We start from the raw sequence: 22,404 nt of genomic DNA, 5'->3' as shown, positions 1-22,404 counted from the left end.
GGCCCGCGCGCGAGCCGGCCCTATCTGTGACCCCCTGACGGACCGGCAGGCGCCAGACGCGCCCGAAGACACGGGGTCCGCACCACGACGCGAGCGCCCCTTCCGCCATGTCCGCCATCGCCAAATTCATGCCGGCCGCCCCCGCGATCCTTCAGGTCAGGGGGCTGTCCAAGACCTACAAGGGCGGCTTCACCGCCCTGAAGGGCATCGATCTCTCCATCGCCAAGGGCGAGATCTTCGCCCTGCTCGGGCCGAACGGCGCGGGCAAGACGACGCTGATCTCGATCATCTGCGGCCTCGTGACGCCCACGACCGGCACCGTCACGGTGGACGGGAGGGACATCGCGCACGACTATCGCGCCGCCCGCTCCAAGATCGGCCTCGTGCCGCAGGAGCTGACGACGGATGCGTTCGAGACCGTCTTCGACACGGTCTCCTTCTCGCGCGGCCTGTTCGGCCGCCCGCGCGACGACGCCGTGGTGGAGCGCGTGCTGCGCGAGCTGTCGCTCTGGAAGAAGAAGGACAATCGCATCATGACGCTCTCGGGCGGCATGAAGCGGCGCGTCCTCATCGCCAAGGCGCTCGCCCACGAGCCCGAGATCCTCTTCCTGGACGAGCCGACGGCGGGCGTCGACGTGGAGCTGCGCCGCGAGATGTGGCAGGTGGTGCGCGGCCTTCGCGACGAGGGCGTCACCGTCATCCTGACCACGCACTATATCGAGGAAGCCGAGGAGATGGCCGACCGCATCGGCGTCATCACCGGCGGCTCGCTGATCCTCGTGGAGGAGAAGCTGGAGCTGATGCGAAAGCTCGGCCACAAGGAGCTCGTGCTGCAGCTCGACGCGCCGCTTTCCGCCCTGCCGCCGGGCCTGCCGCCACAGGGCCTGTCGCTCTCGCCCGACGGGCTCACCCTCACCTATACCTACGACACGCGCGCCGAGCGCACGGGCATCGCCGCCCTCATGGGCACGCTCGCCGAGAACGGCCTTCGCATCCGCGACCTCTCCACCAAGCAGAGCACGCTCGAGGAGATCTTCGTCAGCCTCGTGAAGGAGCGGGCATGAACCTCTTCGCGGTCCGCGCGATCTACGCGTTCGAGATGGCGCGCATGCGCCGCACGCTCCTGCAGAGCGTCATCTCGCCGGTCCTGTCCACGACGCTCTATTTCGTGGTGTTCGGCGCGGCGATCGGCTCGCGCATCTCGGAGGTCGGGGGCGTCTCCTACGGCGCCTTCATCGTGCCCGGCCTCATCATGCTCTCGCTCCTGACGCAGAGCCTGTCGAACGCGGCCTTCGGCATCTATTTCCCGCGCTTCTCCGGCACGATCTACGAGCTCCTCTCGGCGCCGGTCTCGCCGCTCGAGATCGTCCTCGGCTATTGCGGGGCGGCGGCGACGAAGTCGCTGATCCTCGGCCTCATCATCCTCGCCACCGCCGCGCTCTTCGTGGACCTGCGCATCGAGCATCCGGTGGTGATGATCCTCTTCCTGGTCCTCACCTCCGTCACCTTCTCGCTCTTCGGCTTCATCATCGGGGTCTGGGCCGACGGGTTCGAGAAGCTGCAGCTCGTGCCGCTCCTCGTCATCACGCCGCTGACCTTCCTCGGCGGCTCGTTCTACTCGGTCGAGATGCTGCCGCCGGCCTGGCAGGTCGTGACGCATTTCAACCCGGTGCTCTATCTCGTCTCGGGTTTCCGCTGGTCCTTCTTCGGCACGGCCGACGTGCCCGTCGCCGTCAGCCTCGCCGTCACGCTCTTCTTCCTCGCCGCGAGCCTTGCCGTCATCGTCTGGATCTTCCGCACGGGATACCGGCTGAAGAGCTGAGCCCTCAGTCGTTGCCGTCGTCGGGGATGTTGAGGAGGTGGCCGCAGGCCTTGCAGTGGACGGCGTCCGGATCGTGCCGGCGCAGGCCGCAGGCGGGGCAGGGGAACTCCACCTTGGTCGGCTTGAACACGGCCTGCGCGAGGCGCACGAAGAGCGAGATGCCGGTGATCATGATGACGATGGCGGTGAGCTTGCCGCCCGGCCCCTCCAGCGTGATGTCGCCGTAGCCGGTCGTCGTCACCGAGGTCACGGTGAAGTAGAGCGCGTCGACATAGCCCGTCATGCCGGAGCCGCGCCGGAAGAAGAACGTGTAGACGAAGCCCGTCGCCACGAAGAGGAAGGCGACGAGATTGACCACCGCGCGCGCCGGCGTCTCGTAGAGCGCGAAGCGCGAGCGGCGCAGCGGGCGCCACAGGAAGCCGCTGCGCGACAGCGACCAGAGCCGCACGATCCGCAGGAAGCCCAGATTGACGAAGGTCTGCGGGAAGAGGAGCGTGACGAGGATGAAGAGGTCGAGCACCACGAAGGGCTGGCGCAGGTAGCGCCAGGGATGGCGCGCGGCGAAGGTGCGCGCGCCCAGATCCAGCGCCAGTACCGCGGCGACCGAATAGTCCAGCCACAGATAGGCCGGCGTGTCGCGCAGGACCGGCGCGAAGATGAACAGGACGATGATCGCCAGGTCCACGACCAGGACGCCCATCTGGAAGCGCAGCGCCGACGGGCGATGGCCGTGATAGAGCCGGCGCAGCTTGATGCGTTTGCGCGCCAGCCAGGTGCGCGGCCGGTGCGTGCGACCGGATACGGCCTTCGTCGTCGTCATGCCCTCGGCTCTCGCCCCCTCGCGCGCCGCCGTGCCTTCGGCGGTCCGCACCCGCTATGATAGGGCGGCGCGCGGCCTTGTCGGGGCCGGCGGGCGAAGAACCGGCGCGCCGAGGGGCGCAGACGAGACGGGGACGGGACCATGGACGAGAGCGCCGCGCGGCCGCGCATCGAGATCGCCTATTGCACGCAGTGCCAGTGGCTCCTGCGCGCGGCCTGGCTCGCGCAGGAGCTTCTCTCCACCTTCGGCGGCGATCTCGCCGAGGTGGCGCTGGTGCCGGCCACGGGCGGGCATTTCGAGATCCGCTACGACGGCGCCACGCTCTGGGAGCGCAAGGCCGATGGCGGCTTTCCCGAGGCGAAGGTGCTCAAGCAGCGCGTGCGCGACCGGCTCGATCCCCAGCGCAGCCTCGGCCACAGCGACCGCTGACATCACCGCGCGCGGCGCTCGGCCGCCTTCCGGCATCGCAGGGCCGGACCCAAAGGGTCAGGTCGCCGACGGGCCGGTCGTGGTCAGGCCTCGTCGGCCTTGACCACGACATGGCGCTTGTCGAAGGCGACGTGGCCGGCGATCTGCGCCACGCCGGCCTTCGGCGTGTCGTAGGCCCAGACGGCGTTCTCGGCGGCCATGCCCTCGGCCGAGATCGACCAGTAGCGCGCCTCGCCCTTGTGCGGGCAGGTCGTGCGCCGGTTGGTCTCGTGCAGGAAGGCCATCTCCACGTCCTCCTTCGGAATGTAGTAGACCGGCTCGTAGCCGTCTTCCGAAAGCCGGAGGGCCCGTTTCGTGGAGGCGACGATCGCGCCGTGGAAATCGACGACGACGGCGCCCCGGGCGGGCGCGATGGCGATGGGGTCCGACCGGGTCGGGGCGGGGTCGAGGCTCATGGGGGTCTCCTTTTCGGGTTCGACACGCGTCCGGCAAGTGCGATGGGGGCCCAAGCGTTCCGCGACGCGCGGGCCGGTCGATCGCCCTTCGCCGCTCAGGTGCCGCGCCGGCGCGCCGCGTCCAGCGCGCCGCGATGCTGCGCCGCAGGGTCGCCGGCGCGTTGACAAGCGCGGAAGAAGCCTGTTCGGCTGCGCGCCATGACGACCCTTCGCATCCTTTACCGATCTTGAGGCGGGCTTCCGGCCCGGACGAGGCGCGCGAGCGGCTCGTGGCGCTGATCGCGCGCGTCGCCAAGGGCGAGCGGGCCGCGCTCGGCCATGTCTACGACCTCACCTCGGCGAAGCTTTTCGGCGTGGCCTTGCGTATCTTGGGCGATCGCGAGGACGCCGAGGACGTGCTGCAGGACGTGTATCTGACCGTTTGGAACAGGGCCGACAGTTTCGACGCGAGCCGCGCGAGCCCGATCACCTGGCTCTCGACCATCGCGCGCAACCGCGCCATCGACCGGCTGCGGCAGCTGGGGCCGCGCGCCTTCGACCGCCCGCTCGACGAGGCGGGCGAGGTGGCCGAGGAACGGCCGGACGCGTTCGAGGCGCTGAGCGCCTCGCAGGAGCAGCGGCGCCTGGCCGCCTGCCTCTCGGCGCTCGACGCCAGAACCCGCAGCGCCATCGCCGCCGCCTTCTACGGCGGGCTGACCTATGACGAGCTGGCGCGCCGCGCCGGCCTGCCGCTCGGCACGATGAAGAGCCTCATCCGGCGCGGCCTCATCCGCCTGCGGGGATGTCTCGCGCCATGACGACGCTTCCGCCCCCGATCGACGGGACCCCCGACGAGGAGCGCGACCTCGCCGCCGAGCACGCGCTCGGCCTCCTCTCCGGCGACGAGCGGCGCGAGGCCGAGCGCCGGGCGGCCCGCGACCCGGCCTTCGCGCGCGCGCTCGAGGACTGGACGGCGCGGCTCGCCCCGCTGGCAGAGGCCATCGAGCCCGTCGAGCCGCCGCCGGGCGCCCGCGCGCGCCTCGAACGCCGTCTCGACCGGCTGACGCGCACCGCGCCCGCCGCGGCCTCTCTTCCCGCGCGCGGCGTCGCGGCCTTCTGGCGCTGGCTCGGGATCGGCGGGTTCGGCCTTGCCGCCTCCAGTCTCGCCGCCCTCGCCTTCGTGCTCCTCTCCGCGCCCGAGCCCGCCGATCGCGGCGCGATGTTCGCCACGCTCGCCGGCAGCGACGGGCGCCCGCTCTTCACCGTCGTCATCGACCGCGCCAGCGCCATGGCGACGCTCGTGCCCGTCGCCGTCGAGGCGCAGCCCGGCCGCGTGCCCGAGCTCTGGCTCGTCGGGCCCGCGGGCGCCGCCCCGCGCTCGCTCGGGCTCGTGGGCACCGACCATCCCCTGCGCATGGTGATGGAGGGCATGGACGCGATGGCCCCGGACACCGCGCTCGCCGTCTCGCTGGAGCCCGAAGGCGGCTCGCCGACCGGCCTGCCGACCGGCCCCGTCCTCGCCTCGGGCGCGATCCACACGATCTGACGCTTTCGGCACCGGCGCCGTCACCGTAATTCCCCTCGGTTGAGCGATGGGGTCGCGCCTGCGATCTTTCCGCGTGCCGGCGCTGCATCCTTGCGCCCGGTCCCGCCGTAGCTTCGCGGCTTCCTTCGGGAAGCCCAGGGGCGGCCCGCCGCTCGATCCGGCCGGCGGTCCGCGGGGGGCCGCCGGTCGGTTCCGCGCGTCGGGCCGCCGCGCAGGAGAGCCGAACAGCGCAAAACCGGCTAAGAGAGCGCATGAGCAAGCTCTTCTCCGTTCTCTTCATCGTCCTGATGGGCGCCCAGATCTGTCGGCCGATCGGCTGGCCGGGCCTTCGCCGCCGCTCCGACTTCTGGAAGATCGCCGTCTTCGCCTTCGTGGTCTTCGGCATCGTCGCGCTGATCCGGCCGGAATAGGCGGTCCGCGCGCCCAAGCCCCGGCCGCAAGGGGATCAAGGGCTTGGGCGGGCGCGGCGTTTGTCACCACCGGGTCGCTGGTGTAGAGAGCCGGGCAAGGGACAGACCAATTCCATTGCGCGGGACGGCATTCATGGATCGCATTCGCATTCGCGGGGGCAACGAATTGCGGGGCACGATCCCGATTTCGGGCGCCAAGAACGCCGCCCTGCCGCTGATGATCGCCTCGCTCCTGACGGACGACACGCTGACGCTGGAGAACGTGCCGCATCTGGCCGATGTCGAGCAGCTCATCCGCATCCTCGGCAATCACGGCGTCGACTATTCGGTGACCGGCAAGCGCATCGGCCAGGAGCCGGGGCTCGGGCGCACGATCCACTTCACCGCCCGCAACATCGTCGACACGACCGCGCCCTACGAGCTCGTCTCGAAGATGCGCGCCAGCTTCTGGGTCATCGGGCCGCTGCTCGCGCGCATGCACAAGGCGCGCGTCTCGCTGCCGGGCGGCTGCGCCATCGGCACGCGGCCGGTGGACCTCTTCATCGACTCGCTGCGCGCCCTCGGCGCCACGATCGAGATCGACCGCGGCTACATCGTCGCCGAGGCGCCCGGCGGGCTGAAGGGCGCGCGCTACGTCTTCCCGAAGGTCTCGGTCGGCGCCACGCACGTCCTCCTCATGGCCGCCTCGCTGGCCAGGGGCGAGACGATCATCGAGAATGCCGCGCGCGAGCCCGAGATCGTCGATCTCGCCGCCTGCCTCAACGCCATGGGCGCGAAGATCTCGGGCGCGGGCACGCCGACCATCACGATCGAGGGCGTGACCGCGCTGTCGGGCGCGCGCCACCGCGTCCTGCCCGACCGCATCGAGACCGGCACCTACGCCATGGCCGTCGCCATGACCGGCGGCGACGTGACGCTGCAGGGCACGAGCGCCGATCTCCTGTCGCAGGCGCTCGGCACGCTCGGTCAGGCCGGCGTCGGCGTCGAGGCGCTGGACGGGGGCATCCGCGTCTTCCGCAACGGCGGCGGCATCCAGGCCGTCGACGTGATGACGGACCCGTTCCCGGGCTTCCCGACCGACCTGCAGGCGCAGTTCATGGCGCTGATGACCATGGCCGACGGCACCTCGCGCATCACCGAGACGATCTTCGAGAACCGCTTCATGCATGTGCAGGAGCTGGCGCGCCTGGGCGCGAAGATCCAGCTCTCGGGCCAGATCGCGACCGTGGAGGGCGTGCGACGGCTCGCCGGCGCCCCGGTGATGGCGACCGACCTCCGCGCCTCGGTCTCGCTCGTCATCGCCGGGCTCGCCGCCGAGGGCGAGACGCTCGTCAACCGCGTCTACCATCTCGACCGCGGCTTCGAGCGGCTGGAGGAGAAGCTTCGCGCCTGCGGGGCGGAGGTGGAGCGCATCTCCGGCTGAGGGCGCGCCGCGCGCCTCCGCGAAACGGGCGCGGCGGCGGCAGGGGGACCGCCCGGCGCGGGCGCCGCCTGTCGTTCAGCTTGATTTTTTTCCCGATTGCGCCGATGGAGGGCGCATCTTTGATGATCGGAGCCGCAGTCCTGCGGCCGTTCCCCCTTTGCCGCCGGTCTCTCTGGCCGGCGCGCGACCAGCCCCGAAGGCCCACCACCTTATGCCGAAAGAAGAAGTCCTCGAGTTCCCCGGAACCGTGACCGAGCTCCTGCCGAACGCCACCTTCCGCATCAAGCTCGAGAACGACCACGAGATCATCGCCCACACGGCCGGCCGCATGCGCAAGAACCGCATCCGCGTCCTCACCGGCGACAAGGTTCTGGTGGAGATGACGCCCTACGACCTGTCCAAGGGTCGCATCACCTACCGCTTCAAGTAGAGCCGCCGTCTTGGCCCGAAGGCAACTGGTGCTCGCCTCCGGCTCGCCGCGCCGGCTGGAGCTCCTGCAGCAGGCCGGCATTGAGCCGGACCGCCTGATGCCGGCCGATCTCGACGAGACGCCCGCGCGCAACGAGCATCCGCGCTCGCTGGCCAAGCGCCTCTCCAAGGAGAAGGCGGACGTGGTCGCCCGCGCCATGGCCGAGCTCGATCCGGCGGGGCGCATCTACGTGGTGGCCGCCGACACCGTCGTTTCCGTCGGGCGCCAGATCCTGCCCAAGGCCGAACTCTCCGAGGACGCGGTCGCCAATCTGCGCCTCCTCTCCGGCCGCACGCACCGCGTCTACACGGGCGTGTGCGTCGTCGGGCCGCGCGGCGCCGCGCGCCAGCGCCTCGTGGAGAGCCGCGTGCGCTTCAAGCGCCTGTCGCGCGAGGACATCGAGTCCTACGTCGCCTCGCAGGAATGGCGCGGCAAGGCCGGCGGCTACGCCATCCAGGGGCTGGCCGGCGCCTTCGTGGTGCGGCTCGTCGGCTCCTACACGAATGTCGTCGGCCTGCCGCTCTACGAGACGCTGGCGCTGCTCGGCGGCGAGGGGTTCGACATTCACGGCCGCTGGAAGGCCGGCCCCGATCTTCCCGCCCGCCCGGCGCCCGCCGAGGCGACGCCCGGCACGCTCTGAGCCGATGGTCGCGCCCGTCACGCCTCTGCGCCCCAAGCGCCGGTGCCCCGAATGCGGGGCGCCGGCCGCGCGCGAGAGCTATCCCTTCTGCTCGCCGCGCTGCAAGGCGGTCGATCTCAACCGCTGGCTCTCGGGCAGCTACGTCATCGCGGGCGACGCCGCGCTGACCGACGGCGGCGGCGAGGACGACGAGCGCTGAACTCCGCGTTCCTCGCGAGAGCGCGCCCGCGCCGCGCCGATGCCTCTTCGCCCTGGCTGGAAACGCCCTACTGCGCCACCGCGCCGACGAGGACGTCGGCCCCGTCCTCGATGGCGGTCCAGCGGGCCGGGTCGAGGCTGCTCTGGCGCTTCAGGAACGTGTAGGGCACCTGCGTCCAGGGCGTGACGCGGGCGTTGAGATTGTCGAGCACGAAGTCGCCCTGGCTGGTGCGCAGGGTGAGGATCGCATGGCCCTCGCCGTCCGGCTTCTTGACCACGGTCATCAGGAGGTTGGAATAGGCGATGCCGGCCGCGTGCAGGAGGCGGCGCTTGAGAAGCGCGTAGTCCTCGCAGTCGCCCCGGTCCGTCGGATAGGTCCAGCGCTCCTCCACCCCGTAGAGGTCCCGGTCGGACGCGGCCTTGATGGCGGCGTTGGTGGCGACGTTGATGCTCGCCACCGTCTGCATCAGCGCCTTGGTGAGCGGCACGGGATGGACGAAGGTGGCCGCGCGCTGCGCCTCGCATTCCTTCGGCAGTTCGATGCACAGGAGATGATGGCCGATCGGCTGGGTCGTCTGTTCGCCCACCGCCATGGAGGCGCCGCGGGCGACGCCGGCATGGCCGGGGCCGGCCAAAGTCAGGCAAAGCAGGAGCGTGGCGCCGATCGCGCGAATTTTCTGCATCTCGTACCCGTCCCAAGCACGAAGGATTAAGACCTTGATGCGGGGATGGTGAGTGCGGCGCGAAAGACTGTCAACGCGACGAAGGCGGCACGGGCGCCGCGAAACCCAGCCTGGGGCAATGTCGCCGCCCCCCGCATCCGCCTTTCGGGCGGCCGCTGCGGATTCGCCCGTTTTCCGCGACGAGTGTAAGAAACTGACATCGCTGACCTTTCGACGGCGCGGGATCGGCATTGTGACGCCGGTGCCACAGCCGGCGGACGGCGTGAAATTTTTTCCGCGACCCTGGAACCTTTTCGAGTCCGGCCAAAACGCTTGCCGTTTCCTGCGTCAGCGCGGCAGGCAGACTGCCTCCGGCGCGGGCAGTGGCGGCGTGGCGTCAGGCCTGGCGCAGGGCGGCGACCTCGGCCAGGACGATGCGCTCGATCAGGGCGAGGTCCGTCGGGCGCGAGAGGCGGTGGTCGCCGTCCTTGACGAGCGTCACGGTCACGCCGTCGGCCGGCAGATGGGTGACGAGTTCCAGCGCATGCGAGAAGGGCACGTCGGGATCCTCCATGCCCTGCACGATATGGACGGGGCAGCCGGTCTCGATCGTGCCCTCCATCACGAGATTGGCCGCGCCGTCCTCGAGGAGCGCCGCGGTGTAGAGGTCGGGCTCGTCGCCGTAGCGCGAGGGTTCTCGCAGCACCCCGTCGCGTTCGAGCCGTGCGCGGGCGTCGGCCGTCAGGCGCGGCCTGACGAGGCGTTCGGTGAAGTCGGGCGCCGGGGCGAGGAGGACGAGGCCGGCGACGGGGCGCCCGGCCGGCGTCCCGCGCAGGCGCTGCACCAGCCGCAGCGCGATCCACGCGCCCATGGACGAGCCGACGACGAGAAGCGGGCCGGCGCGAAGGCTCTCCACGACGCAAAGCGTCTCCTCCAGCCAGCGCGAGATCGTGCCCTCCTCGAACCGGCCGCCCGAGGCGCCGTGGCCGGAATAGTCGAAGCGGCAGAAGCCGAGCCCCTCGCGCGCGGCGAGATCGGCCAGCCGCTCGGCCTTGGTGCCGCGCATGTCGGAGCGGTAGCCGCCGAGCCACAGGAGCGTCGGGGCCGCGCCCTCGCGCACCGAGCGGGCGATGGGGCGGGCATCGGCGCCCGTGCCGACGGTGAGGATGCTCTCGACTTCGATGGCCTGGCGCATGGGCGGGGCCCCTGTTCTTCCGCTTCTTCTTGACGGGCGTTGCGCCGGCGAAGTTCACGGGCGATGACGATTTGCGGCGAAAGACGTGAAAACCGCGGCGAAGGGTGTTATAGGCTGAACGCTTGTCGGCCGCCTCGCGTCCGGCGGACGGTTTCCCTCTCGAAAGATCGGGAACGGTTCGCCCCGCTCGGGCGTCTTTGAACATCGAGCCGTCGTCGTCAACGTTCAGGAGAGAACGACCATTCGCAGACCATTCCGTGCACCGCCGACCCAGAAGGAAGGGCCGCGCTCCAACCGGGACATCCGGAACCCGATGATTCAGCTCATCGACGCTGAGGGGCAGAACCGCGGCCAGATTCCGACGCAGGAGGCCCTGGCCATGGCCGAGGAGGCGGGTCTCGACCTCGTCGAGATCGTGCCGACCGCCAATCCGCCGGTGTGCAAGATCCTCGATCTCGGCAAGTTGAAATACGAGGGCCAGAAGAAGGCCGCCGAGGCGCGCAAGCGCCAGAAGACCATCGAGGTCAAGGAGATCAAGATGCGTCCGAACATCGACGACCACGACTACGAGACGAAGATGAAGGCCGTGCGCCGCTTCTTCGACGAGGGCGACAAGGTCAAGGTGACGCTGCGCTTCCGCGGTCGCGAGATGGCGCACCAGGAACTCGGCCTGAAGCTTCTCAACCGCGTCCGCGAGGAGACGGCCGAGATCTCCAAGGTCGAGGCCGAGCCCAAGCTCGAAGGCCGCCAGATGATGATGGTTCTGGCGCCGCGCGGCTGAGGCCGCGCTCCGCCCCTCCCTCGATCATCGCTTCGAGCCGCCTCGGCACTGCCGGGGCGGCTTTTTCATGCGCGGCATCCGGGACGGGGGCGGACCGGGAGGGATCGCAGCCGCAGCGGGTGACCTCGCCGCAGTGGGCGGGCGACGGAGACCTTCGCGATGCGGCCGGACGGGGCGCGGCGCGCCGGTCCTCAGGCCGTCAGGGCCGCGACGCCGCGCTCGCCTTCCGCCGCCCGCTCGGCGCGCAGCGTGGCGAGGAGGCGGGCGCTGGGAAGGCGGGCGGCGCGGCTGGCGCCCGTGCGCGACAGGCGGTCGAGCGCGATCGGCCCGAGGCGCCGCAGCGTGAGCCTGAGGCCGTGGGGCGAGGCGCCGAGATCCAGCGTCTGGATCGCCGCCGCGCAGAAGGCCAGCCGGTCGGCGGCCAGGCGCAGGCGCTCCGCGTCCTCCTCCTGCGTCGGCCGCAGCCGGGCGCCGGGCGTCAGCGGGAAGAAATGCGAGCGGGTGGACAGGAGATCCTCGCCGGTGACGTTGGCGGCGACGACGCGCAGCTGCTCGTCGAGAAGCGCCATGCCGATATCGGCATTGTCCCAGGTGGAGATGAGGCGCGACAGGTCGCGGTGCTCGACGACGGGCCACGTCCCGCCCCCATCCCCCGCCACCGTCGAGGCGGGCACGGGATCGAGACCGGTCTTGGGGCGGGAGGGGAAGTCAATGATCGTCATCGTCGGAGCCCGAGAGGTGTGCGAGCATAGAGGAGCACGGCGCCGGGCGCACGCGCATCCCCCAGATGGGGGAAGTGGCGAGTGCGGTGACGATTTTTTCCACCCTAGGGCGAAACGGCGAGATCGGTTGCCTTCGGAGCGTTCGCCCCCTATAAGCGCCACGTCGAAGTGGAGAGCCGTCCGGCAGGGCATGCCGTGGCGGTTCCGAATGCTATCGCGACGTCCCCGTATCCAACCGGAGAGGCAGGTCGGCTTCAACGCCGTCCCGGCCGGTCGCGATCCTTGAACCTGAGGAGAGCAAAATGCCCAAGATGAAGACCAAGGCTGCGGCCAAGAAGCGCTTCCGCGCCACGGCCAACGGCCATATCAAGGCAGGGGCCGCCGGCAAGCGCCACGGCATGATCAAGCGTTCCAATGACTTCATCCGCGATGCGCGCGGCACGATGATCCTTTCGAAGCCCGACGAGCGCATCGTCAAGATCTACATGCCGTATCACCGCTGAGCGGGCCGGCAGGACAAGTCTGAAGGAGTTTAGATCATGGCACGCGTCAAGCGGGGCGTCACGTCCCACGCCAAGCACAAGAAGGTCCTGAAGGCCGCCAAGGGCTTCTACGGCCGCCGCAAGAACACGATCCGCGCCGCCAAGGCGGCCGTCGATCGGTCCAAGCAGTTCGCCACGCGCGACCGCCGCGTCAAGAAGCGCAACTTCCGCGCCCTCTGGGTGCAGCGCATCAACGCCGCCGTCCGCGAGCACGGCTTCACCTATGCCCGCTTCATCGACGGCCTGAACAAGGCCGGCATCGAGGTGGACCGCAAGGTTCTGTCCGACATCGCCATCCACGAGCCGGAGGCCTTCGCGGCCCTGGTCGCGCAGGCCAAGGCCTCGCTCGACTATCTCAAGGAAGGCCAGTTCGAGGGCGCCTACGAGCGCGCCGTCGGCGAGAAGCGCGCCGCCTGAGGCGACGCGCGGCCGGGGCGTCGCCTCAAGCGGCGCCTTCGAACCGATCCCAAGGCCCGCGCCGGCACCGTCCGGGGCGGGCCTTTTCGTTGGGCGCCCGCTTCCCTTGGCGCGGCGCAATGGTCTAGACGAGCCGGCGAGGGTCTTCCCGGTCGCAGCGTCGGCCGGCGCGAGGCCGGGACGGCAGGAGTGAACGCTTGAGCGACATCGCGACACCCGAAGCGGCGATTTCCGAGGCCGAGATCGTCGCCGCCATCGAGGCGGCGGCCGACGAGGCGGCGCTGGAGGCGATCCGCATCCAGGAACTCGGCAAGAAGGGCCGCATCTCCGAGGCGCTGAAGGGCCTCGGCAAGATGACGCAAGACGAGCGCAAGGAGGCGGGCCCCCGTCTCAACGGCCTGCGCGACCGCGTGCAGGGCGCCATCCTCGCCCGCCGCGAGACGCTGGCGGAGGCGGCGACCGAGGCGCGCCTCGCCGCCGAGACGCTCGACGTGTCGCTGCCGGTGCGCTCGAGCCCCGCCGCGCGCGGGCGCATCCATCCGATCAGCCAGGTCATCGAGGAGATCGCCGCGATCTTCGCCGACATGGGCTTCTCGATCGCCGAGGGGCCGGACATCGAGACCGACCACTACAATTTCACCGCCCTCAACTTCCCCGTGGGCCATCCCGCCCGCGAGATGCACGACACGTTCTTCCTGCAGCCGGACGCGGCCGGCGAGCGCAAGGTGCTGCGCACCCACACCTCGCCCGTACAGATCCGCACGATGGAGACGAGCGAGCCGCCGATCCGCATCGTCATCCCCGGCAAGACCTACCGGCAGGATTCGGACGCCACCCATTCGCCGATGTTCCACCAGGTGGAGGGGCTCGTCGTCGACAAGGGCGCGACCATCGCCAACATGAAGTGGGTGCTGGAGGAGTTCTGCAAGGCCTTCTTCGAGGTGCCCGCCCTGAACATGCGCTTCCGCCCGTCCTTCTTCCCCTTCACCGAGCCGAGCCTTGAGGTCGATATCCAGTGCGACCGCTCGCGGCCCGGCGAGGTGCGCTTCGGCGAGGGCTCGGACTGGATGGAGATCCTGGGCTGCGGCATGGTCCATCCCAACGTGCTGCGCGCCGGCGGGCTGGACCCGGACGTGTACCAGGGCTTCGCCTGGGGCATGGGCATCGACCGCATCGCCATGCTGAAATACGGCATGCCGGACCTGCGGGCCTTCTTCGAGGCCGACATCCGCTGGCTGGAGCGTTACGGCTTCCGCCCGCTCGACATGCCGACGCTGTTCGGCGGCCTGAGCGGCTGAGTCCATCGCGCCGGCCGGTCGCTGCCGAAAAGGGCGGCAGGTTGCTTAACCTGTCATCAATGGCAGTCGTGCTTATTGTCAGCGGCGCCCGCCGAGCATCGCGCGGCCGAGAGCAAGATTGGCGCCGCGATTCACGCGGCGTCAACGGGTCCTGCCGCACCCTGTGCGTGCCGAGCGCCTGCGCACACACCGTGCCCATGCGCCTCGGGGTCTCGGGAGAGCGGTGATGACTGTACCCTTGTGGAAGGCGGATGCCCTGCAGGCGCTCGCGCCGGGCACCGGCTTCCCGGGCGCCCAGAGCCGGCCGCACGGCACGGCGTCGAGCGTCAGCGACCGGCTGTTCGAGCAGGTCCGCCGGTTCGAGGCCGCGCTCGCCAACATGAGCCAGGGCCTGTGCATGTTCGACGCCGAGGAGCAGCTCGTCGTCTGCAATCACCGCTATCACGAGCTCTTCGGCCTGCCCGCCGGCAGCCTGTCCTTCGGCATGACGCAGACCGAGGTCTGCCGCGTCCTCCTGCGGAACGGCTGCTACCCGGCCGGCGTCACGCTCGACCAGCTGCGGCTCGGCACGCTGACCGCGCTCGGCGGGGAGACCGGGCAGCCGGTGCTGCGCGAACTCGCCGACGGGCGCGTCCTCTCCATCCTCTACCGCTCGATGGACGGCGGCGGCTGGGTCTCCACCTTCGAGGACGTGACCGCGCAGCGCCGCAGCGAGGCGCGCATCGCCCATCTCGCCCGCCACGACGGGCTCACCGATCTCCTCAACTCCCGCACCTTTCGCGAGGGGGACCACGCGCTCCTGCGCCCGGCCGATCCCAAGCGCCCGGTCGTCGCGCTGCTCTCTCTCGATCTCGACCGGTTCAAGTTCGTCAACGACACCTATGGCCATGCGCTCGGCGACGAGCTGCTGCGCGCCGTCGCCGAGCGGCTGCGCATGGGCGTGCGGCCGGGCTCTGCGATCGCGCGGATGGGCGGCGACGAGTTCGCCATCCTGATGCGCGCGCGCAGCGAGGCGGAGGTGATGGCGCGGGCGCAGGCGCTCGTGGCCGCCATCGCGCGGCCCTTCGAGACCTCGGGCGGGTTCGTGGAGATCGGCGTCAGCATCGGCCTCGAGACCGTGCGCGGGGGGCTGGGCGACATCGAGCGGCTCATCCTCGACGCCGACCTCGCCCTGCGCCACGCCAAGGCCTCGGGCCGCGGCCAGGTCCGCGTCTTCGATCCCGCCATGTCCGAGAGCGCGCGCCTGCGGCGGGCGCTGGAGAGCGACCTGCACGAGGCGCTCGCCACGGACGCCTTCGAGCTGCACTACCAGCCGCTGGTGGAACTGGCCGGCGACCGGATCGTGGGCATGGAGGCGCTGGTGCGCTGGAACCATCCCGAGCGCGGGCTCGTGTCCCCCGCGACGTTCATTCCCGTCGCCGAGGAGATCGGCCTCATCGTTTCTCTCGGCGAATGGGTGCTGCGCCGGGCCTGCGCCGATGCGAGCCACTGGCCGGACGAGATCGCGGTGGCGGTCAACGTCTCCAGCATGCAGCTCCAGCAGGCCGGCTTCGCGCAGACCGTGTTCGAAACCCTCGCGCAGACCGGGCTTGCCGCCGCGCGGCTGGAGATCGAGATCACCGAGAGCGCGATTCTCGACGAGAGCGAGGCGACGGCGCGCAACATCGCGGCGCTGAAGGCGGCCGGCATCCGTTTCGCGATGGACGACTTCGGCACGGGCTATTCCTCGCTGAGCTACCTGCGCCGCTTCCCCATCGACAAGATCAAGATCGACCGCTCCTTCATGAAGGACGCCGAGACGAGCGCCGACGCGCTCGCCATCATCCGCGCGGTGGCCGGGCTCGGCGTCAGCCTCGGCATCACGACGCTCGTCGAGGGCGTGGAGACGGCCGAGCAGCTCGACCTGGCCCGGGCCGAAGGGCTCTCGCAGGTGCAGGGCTACCTCATCAGCCGCCCGAAGCCGCGCGCCGAGATCGAAGGGATGCTGCGCGCCGCCGCCGCCCCTTCGCCGGCCGCGCACCGCGAGACGCCCGCCGGGGCTTGAACTTGCGCCTGCGCGCCCTGCTTTCCCTCCTGCGACCGCACGGGCGAAAGGGCCAGGATGTCACCGCGCAGCCTTCTCATGGAATCGATCGCCGTCCTGTGCGGCGCGGCGATCGGCCTTCTCGTCGTCAACGCCCTGCACTGGCTCTTCGCGGACGGCGACTTCTTCGCCCTCACCGTCTCGCTCGGCCGCGCGGCGCTGGCGATCGTGACCGTCGCGCTCTACGCCGTCTGGTACCGCCTCCTGCCGCAGACGCCGGCCGCGCTCGCCGCCTTCTTCACGGGCGTCCTCCTGCCCACGGTCATCGTCCTCTTCTCCTACGACGTGCCGCTCGCCACCACGACCGTCCTCCTCCTCTACACCGCCTTCTCCGTCGTCTCCCTCCTCACCTACCGCTTCGTCCTCTCGAACGCGGCCGTGCGCGAGGCGGTGTCGGAGGCCGCGCCCGGGGGCGGCGGGTCCTTTCCGCCGCAATGACGAGAAGGCCGCGCTTGCCCTTTGGCCCGCTCGGCGGCTAGGAGCGTCAGCCAAAGCGCACAAGCAGAGCCGCGTTCGCGAACGTGGCGGAAGGTCCAAGACATGAAATTCACCCTCTCCTGGCTGAAGGACCATCTCGAGACCGACGCGGGCCTCGCCGAGATCGCCGAGCGCCTGACGATGATCGGGCTCGAGGTGGAGGCGATCGACGACGGCGCGGCGATGCGGCCCTTCCGCATCGCGCGGGTGCTGACGGCGGAGCGCCATCCGGACGCCGACAAGCTGCAGGTCCTCACCGTCGACGCGGGGCCGGACGTGAACGGCGGCAGGCCGCTGCAGGTCGTGTGCGGCGCGCCGAACGCGCGGGCGGGGCTCGTGGGCGTGCTCGGCCTGCCCGGCACCCACGTGCCCGGCCTCGACGTCACGCTCGGCATCGGCAAGATCCGGGGCGTGGAGTCCCACGGCATGATGTGCTCGGAGCGCGAGCTCGAGCTCTCCGACGAGCACAATGGCATCATCGACCTGCCGGAGGACGCGCCCGTCGGCACGCCCTTCGCCGACTATGCCGGCCTCGCCGATCCCGTGATCGAGATCAACCTGACGCCCAACCATCCCGACGCGACCGGCGTCTACGGCATCGCGCGCGATCTGGCCGCCTCCGGCCTCGGCACGCTGAAGCCGGGCGCGGTGGAGCCGGTCGCCGGGCAGGGCGCCTGCCCGGTCGAGCTGCGCGTGGAGAGCGCCACCTGCCTCGGCTTCGCGCTGCGCCTCGTGCGGGGCGTGGCCAACGGTCCCTCGCCGGACTGGATGCAGAAGCGCCTGAAGGCGATCGGCCTTCGCCCGATCAACGCGCTGGTGGACGTGACGAACTACGTCACCTTCGACCGCGGCCGGCCGCTGCACGTCTTCGATGCCCGCAAGGTCGCCGGCGCGCTCGTGGTGCGCCAGGCGCGGACGGGCGAGGAGATCCTCGGCCTCGACGGGCGCACCCATGCGCTCGACCCGTCGGTCTGCGTCATCGCCGACGAGGCCGGCCCCGAATCCATCGCCGGCATCATGGGCGGCGAGCATTCGGGCTGCGACGAGACGACCACCGACGTCCTGATCGAATCGGCCCTGTGGGAGCCGCTCGACATCGCGCGCGCGGGCCGTTCGCTCGGCATCGTCACCGACGCGCGCTACCGTTTCGAGCGCGGCGTCGACCCGGCCTTCATGGGCGCGGGGCTGGACCTGGCGACGCGCCTCGTCATGGACCTGTGCGGCGGCACGCCGAGCGAGCCCCTCGTCGTTGTCAACCGGCCGCAGCCGGCCGAGGGCGCGCTGGTGGGCGAGGCCGGCCATGTCTATCGCGAGGTCGAGTTCCCCTTCTCCGAGACGCGGCGCCTGACGGGCGTCGACGTTTCGCGCGAGGAGAGCCTGTCGATCCTGAACCGCCTCGGCTTCGTCGAGACCGGCGCGGGCAGCCCCGAGCGCGTGCGCCTCGTCGTGCCTTCCTGGCGGCCGGACATCGACGGCAAGGCCGATCTCGTCGAGGAGATCATGCGCATGCGCGGGGTGGACCGCATCGCGCCCGAGCCCCTGCCGCGGCTCGCGCCGGTCGGCGGGCGCATCCTGACGCGGGCGCAGATCCGCGACCGCGCCGCGCGCCGCGCGCTCGCCGTGCGCGGCATGGTGGAGGCGGTGACCTATTCCTTCATCCCCCGCGCCCATGCCGAGGCCTTCGGCGGCGGCGCCGAGGCGCTGCGCCTCGTCAACCCGATCGCCGCCGATATGTCGGACATGCGGCCCTCGCTCCTGCCGGGCCTGATCGCCGCCGCCCAGCGCAACGCCGCCAAGGGCTTCGGAGACGCCGCGCTCTTCGAGGTCGCCGGCATCTATCTCTCCGACGCGCCCGAGGGGCAGAGGCGCGTGGCCGGCGGCGTGCGCCGCGGCACCGCGACCCTGACCGGCCCGGGCCGCGCCTGGGACGGGGCGGCGCCTTCGGTCGGCGTCTTCGACGCCAAGGCCGACGCCATCGCCGCGCTCGAGGCCGCCGGCGCGCCGGTGGAGCGCCTCACCGTGGAGGCGCCGGCGCGCGGCTGGTACCATCCCGGCCGCTCCGGCCGCCTGAAGCTCGGCCCGAAGACCGTTCTCGCCGAGTTCGGCGAGTTCCACCCCCGCGTCCTCAAGGCGCTCGGCGCCAGCGGGCCGCTCTGCGGCTTCGAGGTCTTCCTCGACGAGATCCCCGAGGCCAAGCGCAAGGCGACGCGCACCAAGCCGGTCCTGTCCCTCTCGTCCTTCCAGCCGGTCCGGCGCGACTTCGCCTTCGTGGTGCCCGCCGGCGTCGAGGCCCTGTCGATCGTGCGCGCGGCCGAGGGCGCCGACCGCAAGCTCGTGACGGGCGTGCGCGTCTTCGACGTCTTCACCGGCGGCGCGATGGGGGCGGACGAGAAGTCGGTCGCCATCGAGGTCACGCTCTCACCGAGCGAGCGCACGCTGACCGAGGAGGATCTCGAGAAGGTCTCGGCGGCGATCGTGGCGCAGGTGGCGAAGGCGACCGGCGCGAGACTGCGCGCCTGACGGGCGCGCGACAGGAAAGGGCAGGGCCGCGATGCTGAACTGGGGCGTCCTCTCCACGGCGAAGATCGCGCGCGAGCACGTCATGCCGGCGCTCGCGCGCGCCTCCAACGGCCGCCTCGTGGCGCTCGCCTCGCGCGAGCGCGCCCGGGCCGCCGAGATCGCCGCGCCCTACGGGCTGCGCCACGTCTTCGGCAGCTACGAGGCGCTTCTGGACAGTTCCGAGGTCGATGCCGTCTACCTGCCGCTGCCGACCGCCGACCATGCGGCCTGGACGCTGAAGGCGATCGCGGCGGGCAAGCATGTCCTGTGCGAGAAGCCGATCGCGATGGAGGCCGGCGAGATCGCCGCCATCGAGGCCGCGGCCCGCGCGCGCGGCGTCCTCGTGGCGGAGGCCTTCATGGTCTTCTACCATCCGCAATGGCAGGCGGTGCGCCGGCTTGTCTCGGACGGGGCCGTCGGGCGCCTGCGGCGCGTCGAGGGCTGCTTCACCTACTACAATGTCGACCCCGCCAACATGCGCAACCGGACCGCGCTCGGCGGCGGCGCGCTGCGCGACATCGGCGTCTATCCGCTGGTGACGGCGCGCCTTGCCACCGGCGCCGAACCGCTGCGCGTGCGCGCCGCCATCGAACGCGACCCCGCCTTCGGCACGGACCGGCTCTGCGTCTGCGAGGCCGAGTTCGAGACCTTCTCGATGGGCTTCACCGTCTCCACGCAGCTCGCCCACCGCCAGACCATGCTCTTCCACGGCGAGGACGGCACGATCGAACTGACGGCCCCCTTCAATCCCGGCCGCTACGGCGAGGACACCGTCGTCCTCAGCGACCGCATGCGCGGCACGCAGACGATCCACCGCTTCGCCAATGCCGACCAGTACCGGCTGCAGGCCGAGGCCTTCGCGGATGCCGCGCTCGGCGGGGCCGCGACGGTGTTCCCGCTGTCGGCGAGCCGTGCGAACCAGGCGGCGATCGACGCCCTGTTCCGCGCCGGCGAGAGCGGGACCTGGGAACCCGTCGCCCTCTGAGACCGCCGCGCGTTCGAAACGACGCGTCCCGGACGCGCGCCGCAGCGCCGCACGCGAGCGTGATGGGCGAACGGGAGATGCGGCGCTCCGCCTCCACAATTCGACCATGCCGCTGCGGGATCGCTGGTCCTAGCGCGGGGAGTGCCGGCACAAGCCTCGCGCCACGCCTGCCCTGCTAGGCTCGGCCGGCACGGGCGCAATTCCGTCGGCCGGGGATGCACAGAATGAAACCTGTTTCGATCGTCCGGGCGGCCCTGGCCGCCGCCGGACTTCTCGCCACGGCGCTGCCGGCCTTCGCCGAGCCGCCGGCCAAGGAGCTCTTCGGGGCCCAGCACACGGCCGCCGCGATGCCCTCGCAGAGCGTCGGCTTCTATTCGCGCGGCTGCCTCGCGGGCGGCGTGCAGCTGCCCGAGGACGGCCCGAACTGGCAGGCCATGCGCCTGTCGCGCGACCGGCGTTACGGCCATCCCCAGCTCGTCGCCTTCCTGGAGCGCCTGTCGCGCGAGGCGGCCGAGCGGCGCATCTGGCCGGGCCTTCTCGTCGGCGACATGTCGATGGCGCGCGGCGGCCCGATGCCCTCCGGCCATGCCTCGCACCAGATCGGGCTCGACGCCGATATCTGGTTCCAGCCCATGCCGAACCCGCGCCTGACGCGCGAGGCGCGCGAGACCTTCCCCTTCCGCTCGGTGCTGCGCGAGGGCACGTTCGAGGTGGACGACCGCATCTGGAACGATCGCTACCGCGACCTCATCAAGCTGGCCGCCGAGGACCCGCAGGTGCAGCGCGTCTTCGTCCATCCCGGCGTCAAGAAGAAGCTCTGCGAGACCTCGGGCCGCGACCGCGCCTATCTCAACAAGGTGCGCCCGATCTACGGCCACAACGAGCATTTCCACGTGCGGCTCTACTGTCAGCCGGGCTCGGTCGGCTGCGAGGACCAGCCCTCGACCGGCACGGGCGACGGCTGCGGCGATCTCGGCTGGTGGTTCAACGTCGCCCTGCAGCCGCCCAAGCCCGGCGCCAAGCCCTTCAAGCCCAAGCCCCCGCTGACCATGGCGGCGCTCCCCAAGGCCTGCCGCACCGTGCTGGCGGCGGCCGGCCGCGGCGCGGGCGAGCCCATGGTGGCCGCCGCCCCGCCGGCGCGCGAGACGGGCGTTCCGGCCACCGCCTCGTCCTATTCGGGCGCGACGCCCGGCGGCTTCGCGCCCATGCCCCGGGCGGACGTGCCCCTGCCGCGCGAGCGCCCGCTGCGCTGAGGCGGGACGCACCGCGCGCCCCTTTCGCCCGCGCGAAGGCTTTGCCTTCGTGCGGCCGATGGACTATCGGTCGGGCATCTGATGCAAATCGATTGAAAAGGTTCGATGATGGTTCTGGTTTCGCGCCACGACAGTCCCGACGCGCTCGATTTCCCCATTCTCGTCGGCGATATCGGCGGCACCAACGCGCGCTTCGCGATCCTTGTCGACGCCTTCGCCACGCCCAAGACCTTTCCCGTCGTGCAGACGGCCGATTTCGAGACGCTCGACGAGGCGATCCAGGTCGCCGTGCTGGACAAGACCTCGATCCAGCCCAAGACCGCGGTCCTTGCCGTCGCGGGCCCGGTGGACGGCGACGAGATCGAACTCACCAACTGCCCCTGGGTGGTGCGCCCGCGCGCCATGATGACGATGCTGGGCGTGACCGAGGTCATCGTCCTCAACGATTTCGAGGCGCAGGCGCTCGCCATCTCCTCGCTGGTCGAGACCGGCCGCCACCAGATCGGCGGCGGACCCGTGCACGAGGGCGCGAGCCGCGCCGTGCTCGGGCCCGGCACGGGGCTCGGCGTCGCCGGCCTGATCCGCGCCCGCTCCATGTGGATCCCGGTGGCGGGCGAGGGCGGCCATATCGACCTCGGACCGCGCACGGCGCGCGACTTCGCGCTCTGGCCCCATCTCCAGACGATCGAGGGCCGCGTCTCGGGCGAGCAGATCCTGTGCGGCCGCGGCCTCGTCAATCTCTATCGCGCGCTCTGCGCCGTCGACGGCGTGCCCGCGGCGCTGGAGACGCCCGCCGCCATCACCGAGGCCGCCTCCGCGCTGAGCGACGCCACGGCGCAGGAGGCCGTGTCCCTCTTCGCCACCTATCTCGGCCGCATGGCCGGCGACATCGCGCTTCTCTTCATGGCGCGCGGCGGCGTCTATATCGGCGGGGGCATCGTGCAGCGCATGCTGCCCTTGATCGAGGCCTCGGCGCTGCGCGCCGCCTTCGAGGACAAGGCGCCCCATTCCGCGCTCCTGAAGGAGATCCCGCTCTTCGTGGTCACCGAACCGCTGGCGGCGCTCGCGGGCCTTGCGACCTTCGCCCGCACGCCGCGCTTCTTCGGCCTCGAGACGTCCGGCCGACGCTGGAAGGCCTGACGGGCGCGCCGCTCGCGACGGCCCGCGCCATTGCGCTCGGGCACCGGCGGCGCTACCTCGCAGGTCTCGAGCCGGCTCTTCTCGCCGGCGCCTGCCGAA

25 protein-coding genes are annotated in these 22,404 nt (G+C 71.1%); 20 read left to right on the top strand and 5 right to left on the bottom strand.

All coding sequences use genetic code 11. The features are described from left to right. Positions 1 to 107: 107 nt before the first annotated feature. Together ASG48_RS15535 and ASG48_RS15530 are read left to right on the top strand one after the other, a co-directional pair. On the top strand, positions 108 to 1,064 hold the full coding sequence (locus tag ASG48_RS15535; protein WP_244486919.1) for an ABC transporter ATP-binding protein: 957 nt from the start codon (positions 108 to 110) through the stop codon (positions 1,062 to 1,064). Next, positions 1,061 to 1,822 carry an ABC transporter permease gene (locus tag ASG48_RS15530; RefSeq protein WP_055851828.1) on the top strand — a complete coding sequence of 254 codons (762 nt, stop codon included), beginning with the start codon at positions 1,061 to 1,063 and terminating at the stop codon, positions 1,820 to 1,822. Before ASG48_RS15535 ends, ASG48_RS15530 begins: the two co-directional genes overlap by 4 nt. 4 nt (positions 1,823 to 1,826) lie before the next feature. Here ASG48_RS15530 and ASG48_RS15525 read toward each other — a convergent pair whose 3' ends face one another. Further along, positions 1,827 to 2,642 carry a potassium channel family protein gene (locus ASG48_RS15525; RefSeq protein WP_055851826.1) on the bottom strand — a complete coding sequence of 272 codons (816 nt, stop codon included), beginning with the start codon at positions 2,640 to 2,642 and terminating at the stop codon, positions 1,827 to 1,829. Between the two features lie 141 nt (positions 2,643 to 2,783). On the opposite strand from ASG48_RS15525, the gene ASG48_RS15520 reads away from it, so the two are divergent. After that, positions 2,784 to 3,071 (top strand): SelT/SelW/SelH family protein, encoded by a 288-nt coding sequence (locus ASG48_RS15520; RefSeq protein ID WP_055851823.1) that lies wholly within the window; start codon positions 2,784 to 2,786, stop codon positions 3,069 to 3,071. Positions 3,072 to 3,154: 83 nt separating this feature from the next. Here ASG48_RS15520 and ASG48_RS15515 read toward each other — a convergent pair whose 3' ends face one another. Beyond that, positions 3,155 to 3,526 (bottom strand): DUF427 domain-containing protein, encoded by a 372-nt coding sequence (locus tag ASG48_RS15515; RefSeq protein WP_055851820.1) that lies wholly within the window; start codon positions 3,524 to 3,526, stop codon positions 3,155 to 3,157. Between the two features lie 227 nt (positions 3,527 to 3,753). Between ASG48_RS15515 and ASG48_RS15510 the strand changes: the two genes are divergently transcribed. From ASG48_RS15510 to yacG, 7 genes are all read left to right on the top strand, one after another. Beyond that, entirely contained in the window at positions 3,754 to 4,323 is a 570-nt protein-coding gene (locus tag ASG48_RS15510) for a sigma-70 family RNA polymerase sigma factor (protein WP_055851817.1), read from the top strand. Next, entirely contained in the window at positions 4,320 to 5,051 is a 732-nt protein-coding gene (locus ASG48_RS15505) for an anti-sigma factor (RefSeq protein WP_055851814.1), read from the top strand. The genes ASG48_RS15510 and ASG48_RS15505 overlap by 4 nt, the downstream gene beginning before the upstream one ends. A gap of 251 nt (positions 5,052 to 5,302) precedes the next feature. Beyond that, entirely contained in the window at positions 5,303 to 5,461 is a 159-nt protein-coding gene (locus ASG48_RS18565) for a hypothetical protein (protein WP_200939601.1), read from the top strand. Between the two features lie 133 nt (positions 5,462 to 5,594). Continuing rightward, on the top strand, positions 5,595 to 6,884 hold the full coding sequence (gene murA, locus ASG48_RS15500; protein WP_055851811.1) for a UDP-N-acetylglucosamine 1-carboxyvinyltransferase: 1,290 nt from the start codon (positions 5,595 to 5,597) through the stop codon (positions 6,882 to 6,884). A 211-nt stretch (positions 6,885 to 7,095) separates the two neighbouring features. Then, positions 7,096 to 7,314, top strand: a complete 219-nt coding sequence (gene infA, locus ASG48_RS15495) for a translation initiation factor IF-1 (protein ID WP_055851806.1) — start codon at positions 7,096 to 7,098, stop codon at positions 7,312 to 7,314. A gap of 10 nt (positions 7,315 to 7,324) precedes the next feature. Beyond that, positions 7,325 to 7,993 (top strand): Maf-like protein, encoded by a 669-nt coding sequence (locus ASG48_RS15490; RefSeq protein WP_055851803.1) that lies wholly within the window; start codon positions 7,325 to 7,327, stop codon positions 7,991 to 7,993. Between the two features lie 4 nt (positions 7,994 to 7,997). Continuing rightward, on the top strand, positions 7,998 to 8,192 hold the full coding sequence (yacG, locus tag ASG48_RS15485; protein WP_055851799.1) for a DNA gyrase inhibitor YacG: 195 nt from the start codon (positions 7,998 to 8,000) through the stop codon (positions 8,190 to 8,192). A 67-nt stretch (positions 8,193 to 8,259) separates the two neighbouring features. Here yacG and ASG48_RS15480 read toward each other — a convergent pair whose 3' ends face one another. After that, complete coding sequence (locus ASG48_RS15480) at positions 8,260 to 8,874, bottom strand: transglutaminase-like cysteine peptidase (protein WP_055851796.1); 615 nt, start codon at positions 8,872 to 8,874, stop codon at positions 8,260 to 8,262. 376 nt (positions 8,875 to 9,250) lie between these two features. After that, the gene (locus ASG48_RS15475; RefSeq protein WP_055851793.1) at positions 9,251 to 10,048 is read right to left on the bottom strand and encodes an alpha/beta hydrolase; all 798 of its coding nucleotides are present in this window, start codon (positions 10,046 to 10,048) and stop codon (positions 9,251 to 9,253) included. Between the two features lie 241 nt (positions 10,049 to 10,289). On the opposite strand from ASG48_RS15475, the gene infC reads away from it, so the two are divergent. Continuing rightward, a complete protein-coding gene (gene infC, locus ASG48_RS15470; protein WP_055851789.1) occupies positions 10,290 to 10,829 on the top strand; it encodes a translation initiation factor IF-3 in 540 nt (179 codons plus the stop codon). A 191-nt stretch (positions 10,830 to 11,020) separates the two neighbouring features. Here infC and ASG48_RS15465 read toward each other — a convergent pair whose 3' ends face one another. Further along, a complete protein-coding gene (locus ASG48_RS15465; protein ID WP_055851785.1) occupies positions 11,021 to 11,551 on the bottom strand; it encodes a hypothetical protein in 531 nt (176 codons plus the stop codon). Positions 11,552 to 11,853: 302 nt separating this feature from the next. Between ASG48_RS15465 and rpmI the strand changes: the two genes are divergently transcribed. The 9 genes from rpmI to ASG48_RS15420 all read left to right on the top strand — a co-directional run bounded on the left by rpmI (position 11,854) and on the right by ASG48_RS15420 (position 22,305). Next, on the top strand, positions 11,854 to 12,054 hold the full coding sequence (gene rpmI / locus ASG48_RS15460) for a 50S ribosomal protein L35 (protein ID WP_055851782.1): 201 nt from the start codon (positions 11,854 to 11,856) through the stop codon (positions 12,052 to 12,054). A 36-nt stretch (positions 12,055 to 12,090) separates the two neighbouring features. Continuing rightward, positions 12,091 to 12,510 carry a 50S ribosomal protein L20 gene (gene rplT / locus ASG48_RS15455; protein WP_055851779.1) on the top strand — a complete coding sequence of 140 codons (420 nt, stop codon included), beginning with the start codon at positions 12,091 to 12,093 and terminating at the stop codon, positions 12,508 to 12,510. Between the two features lie 206 nt (positions 12,511 to 12,716). Further along, positions 12,717 to 13,808, top strand: coding sequence for a phenylalanine--tRNA ligase subunit alpha (gene pheS / locus ASG48_RS15450; protein ID WP_156381640.1), 1,092 nt, complete (start codon positions 12,717 to 12,719; stop codon positions 13,806 to 13,808). A gap of 226 nt (positions 13,809 to 14,034) precedes the next feature. Further along, positions 14,035 to 15,852, top strand: a complete 1,818-nt coding sequence (locus ASG48_RS15445; protein ID WP_156381630.1) for an EAL domain-containing protein — start codon at positions 14,035 to 14,037, stop codon at positions 15,850 to 15,852. Positions 15,853 to 15,909: 57 nt separating this feature from the next. Next, the gene (locus ASG48_RS15440) at positions 15,910 to 16,329 is read left to right on the top strand and encodes a hypothetical protein (protein WP_055851772.1); all 420 of its coding nucleotides are present in this window, start codon (positions 15,910 to 15,912) and stop codon (positions 16,327 to 16,329) included. A gap of 102 nt (positions 16,330 to 16,431) precedes the next feature. Continuing rightward, positions 16,432 to 18,888 (top strand): phenylalanine--tRNA ligase subunit beta, encoded by a 2,457-nt coding sequence (gene pheT, locus ASG48_RS15435; RefSeq protein ID WP_055851770.1) that lies wholly within the window; start codon positions 16,432 to 16,434, stop codon positions 18,886 to 18,888. Positions 18,889 to 18,919: 31 nt separating this feature from the next. Further along, on the top strand, positions 18,920 to 19,912 hold the full coding sequence (locus ASG48_RS15430; protein WP_055851765.1) for a Gfo/Idh/MocA family oxidoreductase: 993 nt from the start codon (positions 18,920 to 18,922) through the stop codon (positions 19,910 to 19,912). 224 nt (positions 19,913 to 20,136) lie between these two features. After that, the gene (mepA, locus tag ASG48_RS15425) at positions 20,137 to 21,165 is read left to right on the top strand and encodes a penicillin-insensitive murein endopeptidase (protein WP_082529521.1); all 1,029 of its coding nucleotides are present in this window, start codon (positions 20,137 to 20,139) and stop codon (positions 21,163 to 21,165) included. 108 nt (positions 21,166 to 21,273) lie between these two features. Further along, on the top strand, positions 21,274 to 22,305 hold the full coding sequence (locus tag ASG48_RS15420; protein WP_055851941.1) for a glucokinase: 1,032 nt from the start codon (positions 21,274 to 21,276) through the stop codon (positions 22,303 to 22,305). Positions 22,306 to 22,404: the final 99 nt, after the last annotated feature.

This window comes from Aurantimonas sp. Leaf443, from assembly GCF_001425575.1.
Lineage (GTDB): Bacteria > Pseudomonadota > Alphaproteobacteria > Rhizobiales > Rhizobiaceae > Leaf443.
Note: the sequence above shows the minus strand (reverse complement) of the source record. Positions and strands in the feature narration are given on the sequence as shown.

Coding starts and splice junctions, on each gene's coding strand:
- pheT (WP_055851770.1), top strand. CDS start 16,432: ATGAAATTCACCCTCTCCTGGCTGAAGGACCATCTCGAGACCGACGCG.
- ASG48_RS15520 (WP_055851823.1), top strand. CDS start 2,784: ATGGACGAGAGCGCCGCGCGGCCGCGCATCGAGATCGCCTATTGCACG.
- ASG48_RS15505 (WP_055851814.1), top strand. CDS start 4,320: ATGACGACGCTTCCGCCCCCGATCGACGGGACCCCCGACGAGGAGCGC.
- ASG48_RS15430 (WP_055851765.1), top strand. CDS start 18,920: ATGCTGAACTGGGGCGTCCTCTCCACGGCGAAGATCGCGCGCGAGCAC.
- ASG48_RS15445 (WP_156381630.1), top strand. CDS start 14,035: ATGACTGTACCCTTGTGGAAGGCGGATGCCCTGCAGGCGCTCGCGCCG.
- ASG48_RS15420 (WP_055851941.1), top strand. CDS start 21,274: ATGGTTCTGGTTTCGCGCCACGACAGTCCCGACGCGCTCGATTTCCCC.
- ASG48_RS15530 (WP_055851828.1), top strand. CDS start 1,061: ATGAACCTCTTCGCGGTCCGCGCGATCTACGCGTTCGAGATGGCGCGC.
- ASG48_RS15515 (WP_055851820.1), bottom strand. CDS start 3,526: ATGAGCCTCGACCCCGCCCCGACCCGGTCGGACCCCATCGCCATCGCG.
- infA (WP_055851806.1), top strand. CDS start 7,096: ATGCCGAAAGAAGAAGTCCTCGAGTTCCCCGGAACCGTGACCGAGCTC.
- mepA (WP_082529521.1), top strand. CDS start 20,137: ATGAAACCTGTTTCGATCGTCCGGGCGGCCCTGGCCGCCGCCGGACTT.
- yacG (WP_055851799.1), top strand. CDS start 7,998: ATGGTCGCGCCCGTCACGCCTCTGCGCCCCAAGCGCCGGTGCCCCGAA.
- murA (WP_055851811.1), top strand. CDS start 5,595: ATGGATCGCATTCGCATTCGCGGGGGCAACGAATTGCGGGGCACGATC.
- ASG48_RS15480 (WP_055851796.1), bottom strand. CDS start 8,874: ATGCAGAAAATTCGCGCGATCGGCGCCACGCTCCTGCTTTGCCTGACT.
- rpmI (WP_055851782.1), top strand. CDS start 11,854: ATGCCCAAGATGAAGACCAAGGCTGCGGCCAAGAAGCGCTTCCGCGCC.
- ASG48_RS15440 (WP_055851772.1), top strand. CDS start 15,910: ATGTCACCGCGCAGCCTTCTCATGGAATCGATCGCCGTCCTGTGCGGC.
- ASG48_RS15525 (WP_055851826.1), bottom strand. CDS start 2,642: ATGACGACGACGAAGGCCGTATCCGGTCGCACGCACCGGCCGCGCACC.
- rplT (WP_055851779.1), top strand. CDS start 12,091: ATGGCACGCGTCAAGCGGGGCGTCACGTCCCACGCCAAGCACAAGAAG.
- ASG48_RS15465 (WP_055851785.1), bottom strand. CDS start 11,551: ATGACGATCATTGACTTCCCCTCCCGCCCCAAGACCGGTCTCGATCCC.
- ASG48_RS15475 (WP_055851793.1), bottom strand. CDS start 10,048: ATGCGCCAGGCCATCGAAGTCGAGAGCATCCTCACCGTCGGCACGGGC.
- ASG48_RS18565 (WP_200939601.1), top strand. CDS start 5,303: ATGAGCAAGCTCTTCTCCGTTCTCTTCATCGTCCTGATGGGCGCCCAG.
- ASG48_RS15535 (WP_244486919.1), top strand. CDS start 108: ATGTCCGCCATCGCCAAATTCATGCCGGCCGCCCCCGCGATCCTTCAG.